The following is a 22,183-nucleotide window of genomic DNA, read 5'->3' on the forward strand; positions in this document are numbered from 1 at the left end:
CACGGCGCGGGACCAGACGTCTCGCATTGGCACTTCTTGCCGGCTGCACCGCCGGGTCGGCCTCCGCACAGATCGTGTCTCGCACGATCGAGAGCGAGGCCGATCGGCAGCGGCTGGAGATCGAGCGCCAGACCGCGCCGCAGCGCCAGAGCGGCCCTGCCGTGGTCGCTCCACCCACCGGCCCGCGGCTGGAGTTTCCAGCGGGCGGCGCGAGCGTCGTGCTGACCCGCATCGACTTCGACGCCTCGCGCTTTCTCAATCCGGCCGAGCTGGACACAATCCGCGCGCGCTATGTCGGCCAGCGCGTCGATCTCGCCGAAATCGGCAAGATCCTGCAGGCGGTCAACGATCTCTACGCGCAGAAGGGGCAGGTCACGGCGAGCGCCGTGCTGCCACCGCAGAAGCTCACCGGCGGTGTTCTCAAGATCGGACTCGTCGAGGGAAAGATCGGCAAGGTCTCGGTCTCGGGCGCTGTCCAGACCTGGCCCTGGTATGTGCGCTCGCAGGTCCCCGTCGTCGAGGGAGAAGTCGTCGACACTCCGGATCTCAACCGCACCGTCTCGATCTTCAACCGTCTCAATGAATCGCAGATCCGGGCCCAGCTCAACGCCGGCGCAAGTTTTGGCCTCACCGATCTCGACCTCATCCTCACCGAGGCGCCGAGAAACCTCGCCCAGATCTCCTTCGACAACCAGGGTGTGCAGTCGACCGGGCGTTACCAGGCCACGCTCTTCCTGCGCCACAGCAACCTGCTCGGGATCGACGATCGGCTGGTTTTCTACGGCTCGCGGGCGCGCGGCAGCATCGTCGGCACCGGCAGCTATACGCTGCCGGTCTCTCCCTGGGGCACACGGCTCGGCCTCAGCTTCACGCGCTCGGCCTACCGCATCGTCAGCGGCACGATTCGCGAGCTGCGGCCGGAAGGCATTTCGGAGAACGGGGCGCTCACCCTGTCCCAGCCGGTGTTCGCGACCGACGCCATCCTCCTGCAAGCCGTAGGCGCCATCGGCGGCGGCTCCGGTCGCAGCAAGCAGCTCGACATCGCCACGGTCGATACAAGCTATACCCGTGCGAGCGCCGGAGCAGCGCTGAGCCTCAATTTCGCCGGCCTCAACCATTCCTCGACGGTGAACTGGTCGCAGGTCGCCCATCGCGACAAGCTCGCCGAGACCAGGCGAAACTACACGATCTGGACCGGCAACGCCGCCTCGATCTGGCGCATCACGGACGATGTCTACGCTTCGCTGGTCGGCGCCTGGCAATACACCAACGAGACACAGCTGCCGGGCGACCAGATCTTTCAGATCGGCGGCCCGACGACGGTTCGCGGCTATCCGATCGGCGTCGCCTTCGGCAATTCCGGCTTTTATGGCCAGGCCGAACTCCACTACGTCCTGCCGGACGTGTTGAAGCAGCTGGAGGCCTTCGTCTTCCTCGATCACGGCAGGACCTACGCCAATCCGACCTTCACCAGCCGGGCGACCTCGATCGGCGCCGGCCTGATCTGGCGGCCGCTCGACTGGGCGACGCTCGAAGGCGGCATAGGGCGGCCGCTGGAGCGTGTCTCGGCGACCCAGCGTGACGCGGAGCTTTATTTCCGCGTAACTCTGCGCAAGACCATCTGAACCTCTAGACATCGCCATCCCGCTTCCAGGACAAGACTATGGCCCCCCTGCCCCTGTTCTACTCCAGCATCGCCGTCCTCGACCGCAGCACGCATCGCAAGGCCCGGCTCTCCCCTGCCGAGAAACCCTTTGCCTTTGCGGCCCAGGCGCATGTCCTGCCGGCGCTGATGGCCGAGTTCGTAGCCGGCTGCCGCGACATGCCGATCCTCTTCCTGGAAGAAGCCGGCGCCGTCTCCCCGCTGTTCATGGTCGGCATGCGCCCTGGCGAGAGCCGTTTCGTCGATGAGGAAGGGCGCTGGCGCGGCCATCACGCGCCGGCCTATCTGCGGCGCTACCCCTTCATCGGCGGCGATGTCTCGAGCGACCAGCAGGTCGTCTGCATCGACGGCGGCTTTACCGGGCTGCAGAACGAAACCGGCGAGCCGCTGTTCGGTGAGGATGGCGAGCCGGCCGAGGCGCTGCAGCGGGTCATCGGCTTCGTGGCCGAGTATGGCGACGCTGCCAAGGCGACCGCTGCCTTCACGGCAGAGCTGAAGGCGCTCGATCTGTTTCAAACGATCAACGTCGAAATCCGCGCGGCCGACGGCGCGACATCCAGCTACAGCGGCTTTTCGGCGATCAGCGAGGAACGCCTCAACGCACTTTCGAACGAGACGTGGATCGACCTACGGCGCAAGGGCTATCTCGTGCCGATCCACGCCCATCTGATCAGCCTGGCGAATTTCGCCCAGCTCGGCGAGCGCCTTTGACGCTCTCCCCGTCCAGAAACCGGGTAGATCACCGAACGTCCTAGCGGATGCGGACTGACGCTCTGGCTCGTCGCTAAAATACTGGACCGAAAAGTGGATCTCACCTTTCGGTCCAATGCTCCAGGTACTCAGGCGCGGTGCTATCGAAGGTCGATATTGAAACTGCGCTCCAGAACCAGATTGCCCTCGTGGAGCACCGTGTAGCTGGCCTTGTAGGTGCCTCGCGCCCAACCGGTAGGCGGTTTCCTGAGACCTACAAAGATCAAGGTCTGTGCCTGATTTCGCGGAAGCCGCTCTGCTTCATGCCTGGCGATCACCTGGCCCGACGGATCGCGCAGGATCATCGCCTGGACATCGCCGATCTTGAGGCCGATCCCGCGGATGTAAGCCACCAGCGCGGGCGTCTCGGTGTCCGGCGGCTGGCGCACCACGTCACCCGCCTCCAGCGAGGCCATCGTCACCGGTGTGCCGGCGAAGCCCGCGTTCAGGACCTGTCGCGGCTGGTAGGCGAGCGCAGGACGTAGCGCCGGCAGCCAGAGCATGCGACCGGCTCCGCACGCGTTCGGGGCGGCCTGATGGGCGAAGGGATCGACGATCTCGCCGCGATGACGGACGATGAAGTGAAGATGCGGATATTCGGTCAGGCCGGACAGGCCGATCCGCCCGATCGGCTGGCGCGCCTCGACCCGTTCGCCAACCGCGACGCGCAGGCTGCCGCGAGCCATGTGGCAATACTGCGTCTCCCAGCCAGCGTCATGCGCGATCACGACGGCGTTGCCGCATTCCGAGCCCTTCACCGCGTCTCGGCCGCCTTCTCGGACCGAGGTGTCGGCCATGCCGTCGCGCCGCCGCAGCACCCGGCCGGGGGCCGCCGCCAGCACATCGACGCCGGCTCGTTGCTCTGCCATCGTCGGCAGGCGGATATCCGTACCGTTATGACCATCATAGGACAGGGTGCCGCAGGTGTAGTCGCGGGTCGAAGCGGACGGATCGGCGTCGACATAGTTCTGGATGAAGCAACTGCGTCCGAGCTCGCATGCAACCGGCAGGTCGAAGAGCGGCAGCTCTTCGGAGAAGGCCCCTGTCGCGAGGACGAGACAAAGCAAGGGCCCGGCGACATGAAGGCGGCGGGTCCGCTGCATGCATTCACACTCCCTCGTGACGGAAGCGATCCAGCTTCGCCAATGGCCGACCCGCATTCATCTCGCCCTGGACGATCTGGTCCCGATAACCATCGACGAAGGGCGACAAGGTCAGAATGTAGAGCAGAAAGAACTCGATCTGGCGATTGATGCCGAGCTTGAGCATGATCCGCTTGATGTAGGTCCGGACCGTCGCTTCCGTCAGCTCCAGAGCCTGGCCGATTCTCCATGGCGGCTCGGCGCGCAGGATGCGCTGGACGATTCTTTCCTCGGCCCAGGGCAGGCCAAAGGCGGTCGCGATGCGCTTGGCTCCCGCGGCCGGGTCGATCTGCGGGATGATGACGAGCAGGCGGTCCATATGCTGCCTGGTTGGCGCGGCACCGATCCAGGCGAACGCGAAGGCACGGTGGTCCGTAGACAAGGGAATGATCGTGTTCGTCCAGGCGCGCCCGCAACGAGCTGCCGTCATGTCGCGTGGCGCCTGGTGCAGTAACGTGTTGACCAGTGCGTTCGGACCGACGAGCGCACCGTGATCGAGACGCAGCGGAGCTTTCGCCAGAAGCAGTTGCCGGCCCGCATCGTTCGCTTCAAGGATCCGCAATCTGTGGTCCACGGTGAAGGCCGGAAAAGCCAGTTCCTCCAGGAGCGTATCGAGGCTCAGATCGTCGGAGCGATGCTGCGTGAACCCCAGCGTCGTCGCCCATATGACGCCGGCAGCGCGCGAGACGCAGACGATCTCGTCGGCCGACAGCGGACGCGAACGCCAGCCCGCCAGGAAAATCAGATCGCTTCCGTCACCGCACGGCAAGCGACCTGCCAGCCCGTGCAAGGGCTCGTCCTGTTCCCTGCCGAGCAATTCCGTGACGAGCCGGTCGGCGGGGTCGACGGCGAACAGGCTCTTGTCCTGCCATTCCGGCCGATGCGCCAGATGCGTGATCACGTCTGCCGATGGCTGCACCTTGCTGTCGAAGCCGACGCGAGCGGCCTGACCCGCAAATCCGCTAGATCGGACAAGCGTCAGCGCGAAACATCGCTTGCATTCAAGCAGTCCGAGCATGGCTCGCCCGAAGGCATCGAGAGCGAGAAGCATGGCGGCCCTGCCCGGCTGTGCCGGCCTGGTGGAATCGTCCCGCAGCATCGGGTCCTCCCTGTCTCACGTTCCCCCGGCCGATTGGCTCAATTCTCCTTGAATGCACGCTGCATGCGTACCATCAGCGGCTGCAGCAGATACTCCGCGAAGGTACGCTGTCCGGTCTCGATGAAGATCTCGACCGGCATGCCCGGCTGAAGCGAGGCGAGATAGGTGGAGAGCTCCGGCGTACGCTGGAGATCGACCTCGGCCTTATAGAACGACCTGCCGGTCCTGGGATCAATGAGCGCATCCGCGGTAACCATGGTAACCGCGCCGGCGAGCAAGGGTGAGCGGCGCGCGTTGAACGCGAGGATCTGGATACGGGCCGGTTGCCCCACCCGCACTTCGTTGCGATCAGTCGGCTTGACCTCGCCTTCGACGATCAGCCGGTCCTGGACCGGCACGATATCGAGCAGCGGCTCACGCGGCGCCAGCACGGCGTTCACGCTTCTGGTGTTGAGGCCGACCACGATGCCCTTCTCGGGGGCCCGGACCTCGCTGCGGACGAGAATGTCACGTGCTGCCGCTATCCGATGCCTGGTGTCCGCGATGCGTTCGCGCGCGGCATGCCGCTGCTTGGCGATATCCTCGAGCCAGGTCAGGACGCGCTGCCCGCGCCTGTTCTCCAGCTCGGCGATCTTGCCCCGGGACTGGGCCACCGAGGACGCGTTCGTCGTGACCTGCGCTTCGGCGTCGGCTTCTGCCCGCCTGAGGGCGAGAACCTTGGGCTTTCGGGCAAGCCCCTTGGCGAGGAGGAAATCCGAATCCTTGATCTCCTCCCGGAGAAAGGCGAGCTGCCGCTCGAGGCCGCTGGAGCTGCTCTGGAGCCCGCGAATGCCGTCCTCCAGCTGCAGGATCTGCTGGTCGATGAGGTGGCGCTCGCCTTGCAGCGAGGCTGCTCGCGCCGAGAACTCCGCTTGCTGGCTCGCCATCGAGACCTGCGCCTCACGGTGGCTCGCACCGTCCTTCAGCTCGTCCGGAAACGAAACCGCGGCGGCGCCGGCCTGTTCCGCTTCCAGGCGCGCCTCCATGGCGAGATCGGCGAAGAGCTTGCTCTCGAGGACACCGAGATTGGCCTCGATCTGTGTCGTGTCCAGCCGGGCGAGGAGCTGGTCGCGGTCGACCCGCTCGCCCTCGCGAACGAAGAGCGTCTTGACGATGCCGCCTTCGAGATGCTGCACCGCGCGGCGCTGGGACAGCACTTTCACCACACCGGGCGCGATGACCGCACTGGCGAGCGGCACCGTTCCGGCCCAGACGCCGAAAATGCCGAAGAGCAGGACGACGAGCACGGCGCCCCACAGGACGAGCGGTCCAGTCTCGGAGCGCGGACGCTCCGCCACGTCGTGCGGGCCGGCACTGAGCTCGCGCGGCGCAGAGGCCGGCATGCCGCCATGCACGATGCTCGGCACCCAGCGCGACTGCGATCCGGAATCGGCGCCGGGCATCAACGCCTCCCCTCGATGAGATCGGGCTTGGCCTGCTCGTTCGCAGCCGAACGCGACGGCCGTATCGGCGTGGCTCCCGCCATGGCCTGCGGGAGCACCTCGTCGGGCGTGCCGAACGCGACCTGGACGCCGTCACGCAGGAACAGGATCAGATCGGCGACCGTGAACAGCCTGGGGCGATGCGTGACGATGACGAGGGTCATGCCGCGCGACTTCGCCTCCCTGATCGCCCGGCACAGTGCCTCCTCGCCATCCGGGTCTAGATTGGAGTTGGGCTCGTCGAGCAGGATGAGCTTGCGCCTGCCGAAGAGGGCGCGGGCCAGCCCGATGCGCTGGCGCTGGCCGCCGGAGAGCTTGCTGCCGTCCCGGCCGATCTCGGTCTCGTAGCCATTCGGCAGCGCCAGGATCATCTGGTGAGCGTTCGCCTGCTTGGCGGCAGCGACCACATCCTCGTCGGTCGCCGTCTCGTCGAAGCCGGCGATCGCTTCCGCCACGGAGCCACCCATGAGCTCGACATCCTGGGGCAGGTAGCCGACATAACGGCCGAGCTGGTCGGCGTCCCAATGCTCGAGCGAAGCGCCGTCCAGCCGGATCGTGCCGGATGTCGGCTTTTCGAGCGCTGCGATCATGCGCAGAAGCGTCGACTTGCCAGCCCCTGTCGGGCCGATGACGACGACGACGCTCGCCGGAACGCAGCGGAAGCTGATACCGGCGAGAGCCGCGCGGCGGGCGTTCGGGGGGCGAAAGCCGACGGCGCTGACATCGAGCGCGCCCAGCGGCGGAGGCAGGAGCGTGCGGCGCTGGCTCAGCAGGGCCGAGGCGGCCGCGCCGCGAATGTGAACCCAGGAATCGCGTGCCGAGGTCAGCGTCCGCAACCCGGCGACGAGATGTTCCATCGGCGCCAACGTCCGCGCGATGAGGATGGAGCTGGCCATCATGCTGCCGCTCAGCACCTCGTTTTGCAGCACGAGCCAGGCCCCGGCCCCGATCGCCGCGACCTGAAGAACGACCCTGATCGTGCGGGCGATCGCCGCAATCAGAGCGACCCGCTCATTCGCCTTGACCAAGGGCACAAGCGCCTCGTCGTTGAGGCGGAAGAACTCGCGGATGGCTCCGTGCGTCCAGCCCATGGCCCGGATGAGGCTGGCATGGCGGACGATGCCGTCGAGTGTACGCTGGGTACGCTGCGCGGTGCCCGACGCCTGCGCCAGTTCCGTGCGGGCGACGTGCCCGCTCGCCAAGGCCAGCAGCAGCAAGAGCAGGGAGCCGACCAGCGCAATCATCCCGTACCAGGGATGAATGAGGTAGAGCACGACGATGAAGGCCGGCAGGAACGGCGCGTCGATCAAGGTCGCGGCGGTCCCGCTCGACAAGATGTTCCTGAGTTCGCGCACCCGCACCATGTCGTGGGTTCCGGCCTCGTTCCGTCGCGCGGGGTCGATGATCGAAGCCTTGAGGACGAGCGGCGCGAGCAATTGCTCGAAGCGGACTGCAAACCGGCCGAGCAGGCGGCTTCGCAGGACATCGAAGCCGGCACTGAAGCCGAGCGCCACGACGGCAAGGACCGTCAACCCGACGAGCGTCTCGACGCTGCCGCTGGTGATAACCCGGTCGAAGACCTGGGTCGAATAGAACGGCAAGATCAGCAGGAGCACATTGATCGCGATGCTGAAGACGACGACCCACAGCAGGGCCTGCCGCCCCGGTATCGCCATGATGAGAGCGCGGCCTCTCAGTATGGCGGCGTCGGCGGTGGCCTTGGCGCGAAACGCTGAAGTCGTGCGGCTCGCAGACGCGTCGGACATGTGTCCTCGGACGGGAAGTGACGTTGATGGAATAATGTCAGAGCTCGATGCCGAGCCGGCTTCTGTCGAGATCGTGCTCGAGCGGACTGGAGAGAAGGGTGGCGTTCAAGCTTCAGGACATGCCGCATCGCGGCTTGGTGCAAAAGCATCCGCCCCCTGAGCCCGGTAACCCGCCCAAGCCGCACAAGGGAATTGTCTCGGACGTTCGTATCGCCGTCAGCTCGTCCATCGCCATGACTTCGCCTCCCCTGTTTTCCAGCGCACGCCACTGCAGATTGCCGTAAACACCGAGCGAACCGATTGGCCCGCATCGTTGCCGGCCGGAGACGGCCTTGACGCCGCTTGGCGAGGCTAGGGAAGCCTATCCGCCGGCATAATCCCCATTTGGTGACAGAAATGGTTTCGGCGCCCGACGTGCTGGAGACTTCGCAATTCCGACGGCGCCCGGCGGAAGCGGCGCCGCTCGCGTAAGCCCGGTCGCGGCGAGCGTGATGGACGACGCCAGGGCAAGTTCGCGAACCGCGAGTTTAACGTTCGCAGACCTGAAGTTTAAGAGAAATACTCAGAGAACCGCAGCCAGAATAGCGGTCGCGCCGACAGCCTTTTGTCTCCAAATGGGGATTGCGTCGCCCCCCTGCATCTCCGTAGCGTCGCCCGCCCTCGCAGCAATGTTCGATCCATGACGATCGATGCCGATGTGCATGACTACGCGCATTCGCAGTCCTGCGCCCAGGCGAGGGTTGATTTCGCAACAGGGAGAACTGCCATGGCTATCATCAATGGTACACCCGGCGACGATATCATTCCTCCTCCTTCCACCGCGGGTGACGACATCATCAACGGGTTCGCCGGCAACGACTGGATCGACGCCGATGGCGGCAACGATCTCGTCAATGGCGGATCGGGCGACGACTACATACTCGGCGGCACCGGGGTCGACACCCTGAACGGCGATGCCGGCAACGATACGGTCAGTGGCGGTGACGGCAACGACGTCGTTAACGGCAATGCCGGCAACGACATCCTGAACGGCGATGCCGGCAATGACACGCTGGATGGCGGTGCAGGCGACGACACCGTCAACGGCGGGTCGGGCGACGACGTGCTGACCGGCGCCACCGGCAACGATACGCTGAACGGCGGATCCGGCGCCGACAACATGGACGGCGGACTCGGCAACGACACCATGAACGGCGATGGCGGCGCGGATGTCATGAACGGCGCCGGCGGCAGCGACACCATGAATGGCGGCAACGGCGGCGACACCATGAATGGCGGCCTCGGCAATGACGTCATGGGCGGCGATGCCGGCAACGACACCATGGAAGGCGGCGCCGGTGACGACGAGCTGAACGGCGGCGATGGCAATGACACCCTGAGCGGCAGCGCGGGCACCGACACGCTGAACGGGGACGACGGCAACGACACGCTCAATGGCGGCGACGGTAACGACGCCCTGAGCGGCGGCGCCGGCAACGACACCATGAACGGCAATGACGGCGACGACCAGCTCGACGGCGGCGCCGGCAGCGACACCGGCTACGGCGGCGACGGCAACGACAGCCTGGATGGCGGCGGCGGCAGCGACAATCTATGGGGCGATGCCGACGACGACAGCATCAGCGGCGGTGCCGGCAGCGACCACCTCCATGGCGGGACCGGCAATGACGAGATCAATGGCGGCAACGGCGCCGATCACATCTATGGCGATGCCGGTGATGATCTGCTGACCGGTGGCCCGGGCACCGACACCTTCCATTTCGGGGACGGCGCCGACAATCCCTTCGGTGACGATACGGTCACCGATCTCGACGTGCCCGACGAGGATGTCATCGTGGTCGATGTCCTCGATCCGGACACCACCGTGGTGACGGTGGACGATTCCGGCGCCAGCGTCGTGCTCGACTTCGGCTTCGGCACGATCCAGATCGACGGCGTTTCCGGCGGCGGGACCTTCACCTCTATCGCCGATATCAACGACGCGCTCGGCTACGACGCCATTACGCTCGTGTGAGACCTACCAGCCGGAGGTGGCGACGCATCGCGCCGCCGCCTCAGCCGCCGAGACGGCGCAACGGGCGCCCTGCCAGCACAGCGGCTTCGATGTCCTCGAGCCGGGCGCCGCGCGTCTCCGGCGCGAAGGCCAGGCAGAAACCGAGCGAGAGCAGGCAGACCACAAGGAACAGCCCGATCGCGCCGGAAAGGCCGATCGCCGCCACCAGCGACAGGAAGGTGAAGGCGATCAGGGCATTGAACAGCCAGCTCGTCGCCGAGGCGACCGCAATGCCGGATTCGCGGATCGCGGTCGGGAACAGCTCCGACATCAGCACATAGGGCAGCGGGCCGAGGCTCATGGCGAAGGCCGCGATGAAGATGGCGAGGCCTGCGAGGCCGACCCAGGGCCAGCCGAGCTGGGAGGCGATAACCACGGCCGCAAGCCCGATCGCCATTGCGGCTGAGCCGAAAATCAGCAACGGCCTGCGGCCCAGGCGATCGACCAGGGCGATGGCGGCGATCGTGGCGAGGACATTGACCAGTCCGAGGCCGAAGGTCGCCGCCAGCGCCGCCGTCCCGGCCGAGAAGCCGAGTTCCTGGAATATCCGCGGCGCATAATAGAGGATGCCGTCGATGCCGCTCAGATTCTGAAGCACGAAAAGCGTGCTGCAGAACACGAGGACGGCGGCGGTGCTGCCGCGTGTCAGTGCGGTGCCGCCATGGTTGCCGGCATGCGCGGGTGCTGGCGGCGTCTCCTGCCATTCATCGGTGAGGCCGAGGGTGAGCGTCGCCTTTTCTACCGCGGCATGTTCGCCCCGTGCGGCCAGCCAGCGCGGGCTTTCCGGCAGGAACAGGATCGCCAGCAGGCCGAGGCCGAGGGGCAGCGCGCCGGCGCCGAGCAGAATCGGCCAGGGCACGCTCGCGGCGAAGGCGAGGGTCATGCCATAGGCGGCGAGAATGCCGAGCGTGATCGCGAGCTGGAACATCGAGACCACGGCGCCGCGCCGCTGCGCCGGCGTCGTCTCTGCCGCGTACATCGGCACCACCATCGAGATCAGGCCGATGCAGAGCCCGGCAAGGCTGCGCCCGAGCAGCAATCCGCTGAAGCCGATCCCGGCCAGGATCAGCGTATAGCCGAGCCCACCGAGCGCAACCGCCAGCATGATCGTTCGTCTTCTGCCCCAGCGGGCCGAGATCGGCCCTGCTATGGCGGCGCCGACGAAGCAACCGAGGACCAGAATTCCAACGACAAATTGTTCGCCGATCTCCGAAAGTTCAAACTCCGACTTTATAATATCCAGAACGCCAGAAACAGATGTTATTCCAAATCCGAATGCTATTCCTCCCGCTAAAATTAGAGTCAAAATCAACTTAATTGGACTGATAGACCTGAAAATCCAGTTATTTCCAATCATTTCAGATCTTTTCCAAAACTAAAGGCCGGATTTGCTGCTCTCTTTCATGCTACAAGCGCTTCGTCGGCCAGATCAACATCTTCCAATCTCGTTGGTCAGACCGCCAAGGCGACGCATTGCTGACAGGGGGAAGCGCATGACCGATCTGGCCGAGACAGGATCGCGGGTTGGTCAGGAGCGGGCCAATCGGCTCGCCATCGACGGTGGCGTGCCGGTCAGGAGCGAGCCTCTGCCCTGGGAGCTGCCAGGGGTGCACTGGATCGGCGAGGAGGAGCGCGAGCTGGTCGACCGCGTCGTGCGTGCGCGCAGTCCGTTCCGCTTCTATGGGCCCGACCCGCAGCACATGGTCGAGACGTTGGAGCGCGAATGGTGCGAGGCCTTCGGACATCGCAACGCGCTCGGCGTATCGTCCGGAACGGCCGCCCTCACGATCGCCCTGTCGGCGCTCGGCGTCGGTCCGGGCGACGAGGTCTTCGTGCCCGGCTATCTCTGGGTGAGCTGCCTCTCGGCTGTGGTGCGGACCGGCGCCATTCCCCGTCTGGTCGATATCGACGAGACCTTCTGCATCGACCCCGAGGATCTCAAGCGCAAGATCGGGCCTCATAGCCGCGCCGTGCTGTGCATCCATATGAGCGGCGCTCCGGGGCGCATCGCCGAGATCGCCGAAATCTGCCGCGCCCATGGCCTCGGCCTGGTCGAGGATTGCGCCCAGGCGGCGGGAGCCTCCGTCGCCGGGCGTGCGGTCGGGCGCTTCGGCGATATCGGCATTTTCAGCTTCCAGCTGAACAAGAACATGACCTCGGGCGATGGCGGGATGATCGTCGCCGAGGACGACGCGCTGTTCCGGCGCATCGTGGCGCTGCACGACCTCGGCTATCCCCGCAACGAGAAGGGCCGGCTCGACTCCTCCGACGAGAACTGCCAGCTCTGGGGCATGGGCGCGCGCATGTCCGAACTCGCTGGCGCGATGGCTCTGGCGCAGATGCGCAAACTGCCCCGCATCACCGGTGCGATGCGGGCCTCGAAATGGCGCATTCGCGAGCAGCTGGCCGATCTGCCCGGCCTCAGCTTCCGCCATATCCCGGACCCGGCCGGCGATACCGGGCCGTTCCTGCTGATGCTGTTACCCGATGCGGGCCTTGCGCGGCGCTTCGTCGAGGCGCTGCGCGCCGAGGGCATCGCCGGCCCGCCCGGCAGCCTCGCCTGCATCACCATGCAGGAATGGGGCATGCACTGGTACTTCAATGTTCCGAGCCTGGTGCAGCGCCGGTCGAACAGCCGTGACGGCTTCCCCTGGACCCACCCGGCCAACGCCTTCGCCAAGGATTATGACTATGGCGTCGGCGCGTTGCCGCGCTGCGACGAGTTCCAGGCGCGCGGTGCCCTGCTCGCCATCGGCTCGACCCTGACCGAAGCCGACGAGAGCGACATCATTACCGCCTTCCGCAAGGTGGCGAACGGCATCCTGCGCTGACGCCCGCGAACCCACGCCAACCAGAGCGGAGACGATGATCTATTTCGTAGCTGCCATCGCCGGCATTGCCGGCTTCCTTTTCGGCTTCGACGAGGGCGTCATCGCCGGCGCGCTGCATCTGCTGCGCGGGGAATTCACCATCAGCCCGTTCGACGAGGGGCTGATGACCGCCGCCGTCCCGCTGGGCGCGCTGGGCGGCGCGCTGCTGGCGGGTCGGACCACCGAAACCTATGGACGCCGGGCCCTGCTGCTGGTCGCCGCATTGCTGTTCGCGGCGGGTGCGCTGCTCTCGGCTATGGCTGGCGCGGTCTGGGTCCTGACGGCCTCGCGCCTCTTGCTCGGGCTGGCCGTGGGCATCGCCGCGATGGTGGCGCCGCTCTACATTTCCGAAAGCGCGCCGGCCGAGAAGCGCGGCATGCTGGTCTCGATCTACCAGCTGGCGATCACGCTCGGCATTCTCGGCGCCTATATCGTCGACTTCGTCTTCGCCGAGTCCTGGCGGCTGATGTTCGTGATGGGCGTCCTGCCTGCCCTTGCCCTGCTCGTCGGCATGTATCGCATGGGCGATACGCCGCGCTGGCTCGCCCTGCAGGGGCGTACCGAAGAGGCGCGCCAAGCGATCGCACGGATTCGCGAGCTCGCGCCGCATGATCCGGCGGTCGATGCGGAACTCGCGAGCATCCGCCAGGCAGCGCAGCAACGGACCCGGCCCGGCACCTGGGCGGACCTGCTCAGCCCGACGGTCCGGCCGGCGCTGATCGTCGGCATGGGGCTGTTCTTCCTGCAGCAGCTCAGCGGCATCAACGCCGTGATCTACTACGCGCCGACGGTGTTCAAGGAGGCGGGTTTCAACTCGACCTCGACGCAGATCCTGGCGACGGTCGGCATCGGCGTCGTCAATGTCGGGATGACCTTCGTCGGCATGTATTTGATCGACCGGATCGGCCGGCGGCGCCTGCTCTTCATCGGCTTTGCCGGCACCGCCCTCAGCCTGGGCATGATCGCGCTGGGCGCGGCCACCGGCTCGGAATCGCTGGATATCCTCGCGACAATCGGCCTGGTTCTCTACATCGCTGCCTTCGCCGCCAGCATCGGCCCGCTGCCCTGGGTGATGATGTCCGAGATCTTCCCGCTCAAGGTTCGCAGCCTCGGCATGAGCGTGACCTCGCTCGCCAATTGGGGCTTCAACTTCCTCGTCGTGTTCTCCTTCCCGATGCTGGTCAGCAGTATCGGGCTCGGCGGGGTTTTCGCGGTCTACGCGTTGGTCTGCGCTGCCGGTCTGGTCTTCACCTATCTGCTGGTGCCTGAGACCAGCGGCGTCTCGCTCGAGGAGATCGAGCGGCATCTCGAATCGGGCCGGCCGCTCCGGACGCTCGATGCGGCTCCGGTTCGGGTTGCAACGGCATGAACCAGCTGTCGCCGGCTCTCGAGCAGCAAACGCCGGGCAGCGCCGATGCCGCCGGCACGGCCATTCCCGGGGACAGCGAGCGGCTGGTTGCAGCACTGATCGAGCTCAGCCCGTATCGCGCGGTGCTGATGCCGATGCTAGCCGACATCACGCGGATCGGACGTGCCAACCGGCAGATCGGCGCGGCGCTCGCGGCGGTCGAGCTGCGGGCCGACTTCGCTCATACGGGGCGGCTGCGCCGCGCCGATCTCGGCCCCGAGCGGACCGCGCTGCTCGGCTTCCTCGAGTATATCCGCTTCGCTTCACCGGACTTCTTGCGCTCGGTCGGGGAGTGGCCCGTGGGAGGCATGCGTGACCGAGGCTGAATTCTGCGATGTCGTCGTCGTCGGCACCGGCGCGGGCGGCGGCATTCTCGCCCACAAGCTCGCCAGATCCGGCTTGCGCACGATCTCGCTCGAACATGGCACGATGCTGCCGGAGGACCATTTCCGGACGACGATACCGCCCGGCGTGACCCGGGATTTCGGGATCGATCCGAGCACGACCTGGCCCAGCGACCCGCATGACAGCCTCTTCGTCCACCCGCTCTTCGCCGATGGCCGCACCGGTTCAACAGCTCGGCCGAAGGGTGGCTTCCGGCATTTCCAGGTGCTCGCCGTCAACGGGCTGCAGAACCTCTGGAACGGCGTCAGCGTCCGGTTCTCGGCGGAGGACTTCAAGTCCTGGCCGTTCTCCTATGCCGATCTCGCACCGCATTACGGCGCGGTCGAGCGCCTGATCGCCGTCTGCGGTACCAAGGAAGGGCTGCCGAACCTGCCGGATGGCGATTACCTGCCGCCGAAGCCGCTGCGCCCGGCCGACCGGCTGATCGTCGATGCCGTCAAGGCGCTGAAGGACGGGCACTCCCACGCAATCCCGAACCGCAAGGCGATCAACACCAAGGCGGGAACCCCGACATCCTGCATCTCGACGGGGATGTGCACCTCGGGCTGTCCGGTCGGCGCGGTCTACAAGTTCTCGACGCGGCTGCTGCCGCAGATCGCCGACCTGCCGAACTACGAGTTGCGGACGCAGGCGAAGGTGGTCCGCCTGCTCCGCGACGGTAACAGCCGGCGGATCGCGGGGGTCGAGTATATCGATCTTGTGAGCGGCGAGCGGCGGCATCTGCGCGCCGGCACCGTGGTGCTGGCCGCCGGAGCGGTCGAGACGCCGCGCATCCTGTTCAACTCGGCCGATGAGGCCGATCCCTCCGGCCTCGGCAACAGGCATGAGCGGGTCGGAGCGGGCCTGCAGGACAATCCCAAGGTCGTGCTCTCGACCTCGCTGCTGAAGCTCTGGGGCAAGCGGCGCAACTATGATCTCGGCTATGGCGACCTGCTGATCCTGTTGTCGCAAGGCCGGCTGCCCGACGGCGCGCCCTTCCCCTTCATCGGGCACGCCATCCATAGCGCGCCCGACGTGCCGCATTACCTGACCGGCATGCGCCACTTCCCGCCCTTCCTGAAGGAGCGGTTCGCCCGGATGATGTTCCACAGCTATGTCACGCTCGGCCTGTTCTGCCAGGGCGAGGCGATGCCCGGAAACCGGGTGCGGCCGGGCCGGAGCGTCGATGCCTATGGCGTCCCTCAGGTGGAGGTCGATTTCACGATCCCCGCTGCAAGCCATCAGATGATGGATGCGATGAGCGTCTGGGGCCGGCGCGTACTCCGGCGGGCCTCCGCCACGATGATCTACGCCAGCCGCGACAATAGCGGCACCGGAATCCATTATGCCGGCACAACCGCCATCTCGCAGGACCCTCGCCGCGGTGTCGTCGATGCCGACCTGAAATGCCATGACTTCGACAACCTCTATGTCTGCGATGGCGGAGTCATTCCCGATCTGCCCGACAAGCACCTGACCTTGACGATCATGGCGATGGCCGACCGTCTGGGCGGCCATCTCGTCGCGACCGCTCGTCAGCAGGTGGTCGCGGCCTGACGGCGCGGCGCATGGCGATCGAGAACAGGGACGCGCGATGAGCGGGATGATGAGAGCGCTGCTCGCCGTGGCGATGGGCTTCACGCTCGTTCCGCCGCTGTCGCATGCGCTGCGCGCCGAGACCCCGGCAGCCCTCGCCGCGGTGATGCCGACGGGTCTGGTCGGCAATGTGCTGTTCGCGCCGCGGCCCGTGCTCGGCTCGGATGGTCTCCAGCATCTGGTTTACGAGCTGCAGCTGTCGAACGTGACGGGCGAGCGGGTCCAGCTGAAGCGGCTCAGCATCTTCGGCGACGAGGACAAGGAGCCGCTCGCGATCCTCGATGGTGCGGAGATCGCACGGCGCTTCTCTCCCGGGGGCCGGCGCGGCAACGAGTCGGCGGATCTCGGCGGCTACCAGTACGGCATCGGCTTCCTGCATGTGGCGCTGCCGGCCGGACGCGCGGTTCCGCAACGCCTGCGGCACGATGTCGAGGCCTGGTTCGACCAGTTCAAGGCCGATGCCGTGATCAGGCTCGGCCCCGTTGCTGTGACGAACGCTACGCCCCCCGTGCTGGGGCCGCCGCTGCGCGGCGACGGCTATATCGCCGGCGACGGCTGCTGCGACTCGGTCCGGCATGTCCGCGCCCTGCTGCCGCTCAATGGCGGCTTTCGCCTGGCGCAGCGCTTCGCCATCGACTGGGAGAAGCTCGGCGCCGATGGGCGGCTGGTCAAAGGCGACCGCAAGCAGGTCGCCAATTACCACATCTATGGCGAGCCCGTTCTGGCCGTGGCCGACGGCACCATCGTCGATACCCGGAACGATCTTCCCGACCAGGTTCCCGGAGCGTTGCCCGACGGACTGCCGATCAGCGAAGCCGACGGGAATTTCGCCGTGCTCGATATCGGTGGCGGCGCCTTCGTGCTCTACGCTCACATGAAACCGGGGAGTGTCCGGGTCAAGGCGGGCGACAAGGTCAGGCGCGGCGATCTGATCGGCCATGTCGGCAATACCGGCAACAGCTCGGAGCCGCATCTGCACCTGCACATCATGGATGGGCCGTCTCCGCTCCTCGCGGATGGCCTGCCCTATGTCTTCGATGCCTTCACGGTGAAGGCGATCGACCGGGCTGGCACGGCCGACTTCGACAAGGCCGCGGAAACGGGTACGCCCGTGACCCTGACGCCGGTCGTGCCGCCTTTGGCGATCCGCCGCGCGCTGCCGCTCGATCTCAGTGTCATCGAATGGGGGCAGTAGGGCGGCACTGCCGCAATGGATCGTGTGGGCCCGGACTCCGGTCCAGAAACCGTTCCATGACCCGACACCTGCAGCCGGCCCGGCACGCAGGACACGTCCACTGATCGGCCATCGTGGGCTTGCACAGCGCTGGGTCTGCACGCAACCTCGCGTCGACTATCGCCTGGGCTTCTTCATGCTTCGCCAGATCGCGCTCCTCGGCCTGCTCTCCCTGGTTCCGGGGCTCGCCGCCGCCTCCCAATGCCCGGCCGAACGTCCGACGCCGATGGTCCCCAGCGACCCCGCGCTCTGCGCCGCACTCGATGGCGATATCCGCAGGCCGGGCGCCTTTCCGCTCGACGTCTATCAGGAGAAGCTCGGCCGCTATCTCGGCGCCTTCTGCCACCGCAATCCTGCCGCGGGCTGGCGCGTCGACAAGGCGGTGCGCGATACCGGGCCGTTCACCGCGACGCTCCGGAACGACAAGGCGACCGGGAATTATCACGGCACCCATGCGCCGGTCGTGATCTGGTACTCACCGGAGATGTTCGGCTGGCTGAAGGCCAACCGTGGCGGAGCGCACGAGACGGCCGCAACCGAGGCGCCGGTTCCGGACGGGGCGCTGATGGTCAAGGAGATGTTCCCGGCCCCCGCCGCTCTCTGTCGCGATATCGACCCGCTGCGCCTGCTGCCGACCAGCGGCGCGGCCGTGATGGTGCGCGACGCCAAGGCATCGCATGATGGCTGGTTCTGGGGCTGGTTCGGCTGGAGCGACTGGAAGCCGGACTGGCCGGCCGGGCCCGGCAACGGCTATCCAAATATGGGCTTCGGGCAATATTGCGTGAACTGCCATGCCAGCGCCAAGGCTAATACGACCTTCGCCGACATGAAGAACATCAAAGGCGAGCCCGGCCGCCCGCTGGTCTTCCTGAGCCAGAACAGCTTCACTGATCGCTCGGCCCAGGCGCATGACGACCTTTCCGCCATGCTGAACCACCTGCGCATCGTGCAGGAATCCGACGACGTCACGCTGCTCGGCGCTCCCGCCCGCCAGAGCCCGGCACCTGAATTCGCCGCCTTCTACGGCATCCCCTTCCCGCATCCGAGCGCGGACAAGGTGATGCGAATGCCGTCGCAAACCTATGACAATGTCTGGGCAAGCGCCGACCGGCGCGAGGCGAAGCAGCAATTCCTGAGCTCGGACCAGTGCCTCGGCTGCCACGATGCCGGCTCGACCGGGCTGCATTTCGACATGACGCTGCCGGGGCCGGGCGGCCGTTTCCTCAATCTCTCGCCCTATGGCACCTGGAGCACCTCGCCCATGGGCCTGGCCGGGCGCGACCCGGTGTTCTTCGCCCAGCTCGCCAGCGAGACCGAGACCTTCCACCCGCAGGCGGCGGAGCTGGTGCAGGACACCTGCCTCGGCTGTCATGGCGTGATGGGGCAAAGACAGTTCAAGGTCGACCAGCGAGCCGCCGGCAAGGGCTGCACTCCGTTCACGCGCGCCGCCGTCGCCGCGGTGCCATGGCCCGCCGGCCATTCCGGGCTCGCCGCGAAGCATGGGGCGCTCGCCCGCGACGGTGTCTCCTGCGTGACCTGTCACGCGATGGCGCTGAGCGAGGCCGAACGGAACCGGGTCAAGGCGGAGCCGCAGAACGCTTGCGTCGAGGAGCGACAGGCCTTTCTCAACCCCGAGAATACCGGCTTCGCCAGGACCTTCACCGGCAGCTTCCTGATGGGCGAGATGACCCAGATGAAAGGTCCGTTCGAGGATCCCAGGGTGAAGCCGATGGAGCATGCGCTCGGCATGACGCCGGTGCAGAACCCCGCCATCAAGAGCTCGGAGCTCTGCGGCAGCTGCCACACGGTGCATCTGCCGGTGCTCGACAAGGGCAAGGTCATCGGCCACACCTACGAGCAGACGACCTATGCCGAATGGGCGTTCAGCGATTTCCGCACCGGCCAGTCCCCGGACGGGGCGCTGCCCTTCGGCGCCGGCAAGAGCCCGGAGACCTGCCAGAGCTGCCACATGCCGAGCCGCGATGCGGACGGGCAGCCCTATCGCAGCAAGATCGCCAGCATCCAGGAATACTCGAACTTCCCGCAGGCGGAGCACACCCTGCCGCCGGAGGAGATCGACCTGCCGGTGCGCTCGGGCTTCGCCAGCCATGCGCTGGTCGGGCTAAACGCGTTCCTGATCAAGATGGCGCAGCAGTTCCCCGAGCTGATGGGAATCCGGACTCAGGATCCGATGCTGACGAAGAAGGGCATCGATCCACTGCTCTTCACCGAGAAGGCGATCGACCATCAGGCTGCCGAGCGCACCGCCGCCATCGCGGTCGAGAACATCCGGCTGACCGGGTCGGCGTTGGAGGCCTCGGTGCGCATCACCAACAAGGTCGGGCACAAATTCCCGAGCGGAGTCGGCTTCCGGCGCGCCTTCATCGCATTCAAGGTGCTCGACGCCGGCGGCCGGACGATCTGGGCCTCGGGACGCACCGATGCGCTCGGCGTCATCACCGACGCCAAGGGCACGCCCGTTGCCGGCGAAGTCTGGTGGAATTCCGACTGCTCGGCGAGGCTCGACCCGCTCGCCCACCAGCCGCATCACGAGGTGATCACGCGGCAGGACCAGGTCCAGATCTATCAAGAGCTGGTCTCGAGCCCGCCGCTGTCCGGGCCGGCGCAATGCGTCACCGGCTCCGCGCCGGCCGGGCAGCTGACGACGAGCTTCCTGTCAATCTGCGCCAATGTGAAGGACAACCGCCTGCTGCCGAAAGGCTATCTCAAGCGCAACGAGCGGGTGAAGCTCGCGGCGTCCCTCGGCGCCGGGCCGGAGCTGGCGGACGAGGCCGGGCCGGTCAATGTCGGCGACGATCCCGACTACCGGGAAGGTGGCGGCGACGCGACGCTCTATCGGATCGCCCTACCCGAGATCGACGGCAAACCGGCCTCGGTCGAGGCGACGCTCTACTACCAGGCGATACCGCCCTTCTATCTCCAGGACCGCTTCTGCACCTCGAAGAGCGCGGACACGCAGCGGCTGCATTTCATGACCAGCCGCCTCAACCTCGCCGGCTCGCGCTCGGAGGGCTGGAAACTGCGGACGGTGACGACCGGGGCCGTCGCGATTGCGGAAGGGGCTCAGCTTCGGAACTAGGCCAGCGGAGCGATCGCCAGTTCGCGTCAGCAGGGGCATTTTGGGCGAATTGAGCGCCAATTCAGCCTTTACCGGCCACGCTGCTGCTTGATTGCGCGCTTCTGCGCTTTCTTCTGATGGCGCCAATAGTCGACCGGAGCGCCTTGCTGCGCTCGTAAGTAGTCGTGGATGCAATCATTCCGCAACGTCAGATCCCGGTCGCGCTGCCAAGAATCCAAACCTTGCGGCTACTCGGATGGAGTGAGACGTTCGATCAACTGCTCGAGCGGCGCGAGATCATTAAGGCGGGCCTCGCAGAGGCCGGAGGATGAAAGCCCGGTCAGGAACTCGACGACGCCGGCTCCAAGCGCAGTCCTTGCGGCATCGTCACGATAGCCGAGCGCGGCCAGTTCACGCTCGACCAGTGCCCCGTCAGCGCCGAGATAGCCTGCGCGCGCGAGCAGGGCCTCCGGCTGAATGCCATGCGCCCGCAGAAGCAGGATGCGGCATGCGGTGGCGCGAGCGTCTGGGTCATGCACGGCTGCGCCACTGAAGATTCCGCCGATGAGACTGGCCGGAGGCGTGGGTACGTTCAACGCCATAAAGAACAGCCGGTGCGTATAGGAGCAGGTTAGCGCGCCCTGGGCGGTACGGCCATCATGCAGCAACTGCCCGCTCATCAGGACCTGGCGGTTGAACAGGTTTTCGCTGTAGCTGATCTCCAGACGTTGCGCCGCCGTGGGGTGGATCGTCACGGCGCCGAGGATCAGCTGCCCTCCCGCGGCTCGGGACCAGGCCGGTGAAATCGCGAGATAGCCACCCTCCAGCCAATGCCCGCCGAGCTGCGGCGCATTTGAAGAGGCGGACGACGGTGCGGCGACGATGGGATCCCGCCCCGGCGGCAGGCCAGCCTCCGCCCGCAGCATCGCAAGCGCGGTTTCCGGCACGACGAAGCGGGTGCAGATCGCGTCCTGGAACTCTTGGAACGAGGACGAGGCGATGAACGGCGCGGTCAGCGCGCCATCGACGACCCTTACCCAGTCCTCGTAGACACTGGAGGCGCGCGGCATGGCCTTGCCGCTGAGCCACTTGTAGGCGTTCTGGGGCACGAACAGCGTCGTCCGATTGATGGCGGCGAAGCGCGCGCAAAGTTCCTTATGGGTTGAGCAGCCGAGCGCCAGCGACGTCAACCTCAGCTTCAGCGCGAGGTGATGCGAGGCTTCGGCCATCGGCGGCTGGCGATCGATATCGGCCAGCAGTGGCGCGCCGCCATCCAGTCTAAACTGCTTCACCGCGTTCCCCAACCGGTTGCCTTGAAAATTAGACGACGGGCCGAAACTGGTCTCCAAGCCAAGAAAGATCAATGCCTGCGCTTTGCCCGTAGCGGGTGCAGATCTTGCGGCGACCGGCGGTCGACGTCTGCCGGACCGACCGCGACCTGCCCCAGAGGCGCCTGCTCCCACCAAGCATCAGATCACGACCCGATTCTTGGGCGCGCGGAAGACGGGCGTCATCTTGCTTGAAGATGCTGTTTTCCTCCGGAACAACCGCTCTCGCCTTCGTCATAGGCCAGAGCCATTGCAGGTCTTCCAGAATCAGATTTTCTGCCGAAGTTGAGAGGACGACAGGTTTCGCGGCCATGACATTGCATCCCAACT

The 22,183-nt window shown here is 66.3% G+C and carries 14 protein-coding genes and 1 pseudogene; 9 read left to right on the forward strand and 6 right to left on the reverse strand.

Annotated elements, in window-relative coordinates; all coding sequences use genetic code 11:
* Positions 1–74 precede the first annotated feature (74 nt).
* A complete protein-coding gene (locus DK26_RS24755) occupies positions 75–1,625 on the forward strand; it encodes a ShlB/FhaC/HecB family hemolysin secretion/activation protein (protein ID WP_184231611.1) in 1,551 nt (516 codons plus the stop codon).
* A 38-nt stretch (positions 1,626–1,663) separates the two neighbouring features.
* A complete protein-coding gene (locus DK26_RS24760; RefSeq protein ID WP_066478503.1) occupies positions 1,664–2,374 on the forward strand; it encodes a SapC family protein in 711 nt (236 codons plus the stop codon).
* A 140-nt stretch (positions 2,375–2,514) separates the two neighbouring features.
* Here the strand turns inward: DK26_RS24760 and DK26_RS24765 are convergent, their stop codons facing one another.
* The 4 genes from DK26_RS24765 to DK26_RS24780 are packed head-to-tail and all read right to left on the reverse strand — an operon-like array spanning position 2,515 to position 7,901.
* Positions 2,515–3,516: a M23 family metallopeptidase gene (locus DK26_RS24765; protein WP_066478505.1), complete on the reverse strand. Its 1,002-nt coding sequence runs from the start codon at positions 3,514–3,516 to the stop codon at positions 2,515–2,517.
* 4 nt (positions 3,517–3,520) lie between these two features.
* Positions 3,521–4,654 (reverse strand): helix-turn-helix transcriptional regulator, encoded by a 1,134-nt coding sequence (locus DK26_RS24770; protein WP_066478507.1) that lies wholly within the window; start codon positions 4,652–4,654, stop codon positions 3,521–3,523.
* 38 nt (positions 4,655–4,692) lie between these two features.
* Positions 4,693–6,096 carry an HlyD family type I secretion periplasmic adaptor subunit gene (locus DK26_RS24775; RefSeq protein WP_066478509.1) on the reverse strand — a complete coding sequence of 468 codons (1,404 nt, stop codon included), beginning with the start codon at positions 6,094–6,096 and terminating at the stop codon, positions 4,693–4,695.
* Positions 6,096–7,901, reverse strand: coding sequence for a type I secretion system permease/ATPase (locus DK26_RS24780; protein ID WP_248310096.1), 1,806 nt, complete (start codon positions 7,899–7,901; stop codon positions 6,096–6,098). The genes DK26_RS24775 and DK26_RS24780 overlap by 1 nt, the downstream gene beginning before the upstream one ends.
* A gap of 679 nt (positions 7,902–8,580) precedes the next feature.
* Here DK26_RS24780 and DK26_RS24785 point away from each other — a divergent pair.
* Entirely contained in the window at positions 8,581–9,915 is a 1,335-nt protein-coding gene (locus DK26_RS24785; protein ID WP_248310097.1) for a calcium-binding protein, read from the forward strand.
* 40 nt (positions 9,916–9,955) lie between these two features.
* On the opposite strand, the gene DK26_RS24790 is transcribed toward DK26_RS24785, so the two are convergent.
* On the reverse strand, positions 9,956–11,311 hold the full coding sequence (locus tag DK26_RS24790) for a sugar porter family MFS transporter (protein WP_066478513.1): 1,356 nt from the start codon (positions 11,309–11,311) through the stop codon (positions 9,956–9,958).
* A gap of 136 nt (positions 11,312–11,447) precedes the next feature.
* Between DK26_RS24790 and DK26_RS24795 the strand changes: the two genes are divergently transcribed.
* The 6 genes and pseudogenes from DK26_RS24795 (at position 11,448) to DK26_RS24820 (ending at position 20,546) form a co-directional block, all read left to right on the forward strand.
* On the forward strand, positions 11,448–12,785 hold the full coding sequence (locus DK26_RS24795) for a DegT/DnrJ/EryC1/StrS family aminotransferase (RefSeq protein ID WP_184231612.1): 1,338 nt from the start codon (positions 11,448–11,450) through the stop codon (positions 12,783–12,785).
* 25 nt (positions 12,786–12,810) lie between these two features.
* Positions 12,811–14,193: pseudogene (locus tag DK26_RS24800) on the forward strand (sugar porter family MFS transporter); the annotation flags it as partial.
* Positions 14,190–14,558: a hypothetical protein gene (locus DK26_RS24805; RefSeq protein ID WP_066478519.1), complete on the forward strand. Its 369-nt coding sequence runs from the start codon at positions 14,190–14,192 to the stop codon at positions 14,556–14,558. The pseudogene DK26_RS24800 and the gene DK26_RS24805, both read left to right, overlap by 4 nt.
* Positions 14,545–16,173 (forward strand): GMC family oxidoreductase, encoded by a 1,629-nt coding sequence (locus DK26_RS24810; RefSeq protein ID WP_066478526.1) that lies wholly within the window; start codon positions 14,545–14,547, stop codon positions 16,171–16,173. The genes DK26_RS24805 and DK26_RS24810 overlap by 14 nt, the downstream gene beginning before the upstream one ends.
* 46 nt (positions 16,174–16,219) lie before the next feature.
* On the forward strand, positions 16,220–17,407 hold the full coding sequence (locus tag DK26_RS24815; RefSeq protein WP_157089839.1) for a M23 family metallopeptidase: 1,188 nt from the start codon (positions 16,220–16,222) through the stop codon (positions 17,405–17,407).
* 175 nt (positions 17,408–17,582) lie between these two features.
* Entirely contained in the window at positions 17,583–20,546 is a 2,964-nt protein-coding gene (locus tag DK26_RS24820) for a hypothetical protein (RefSeq protein ID WP_066478528.1), read from the forward strand.
* 227 nt (positions 20,547–20,773) lie between these two features.
* Here DK26_RS24820 and DK26_RS24825 read toward each other — a convergent pair whose 3' ends face one another.
* Entirely contained in the window at positions 20,774–21,889 is a 1,116-nt protein-coding gene (locus tag DK26_RS24825) for a hypothetical protein (protein WP_157089835.1), read from the reverse strand.
* Positions 21,890–22,183 lie beyond the last annotated feature (294 nt).

The organism is Allobosea sp. WAO, from assembly GCF_001509835.1.
GTDB lineage: Bacteria > Pseudomonadota > Alphaproteobacteria > Rhizobiales > Beijerinckiaceae > Allobosea.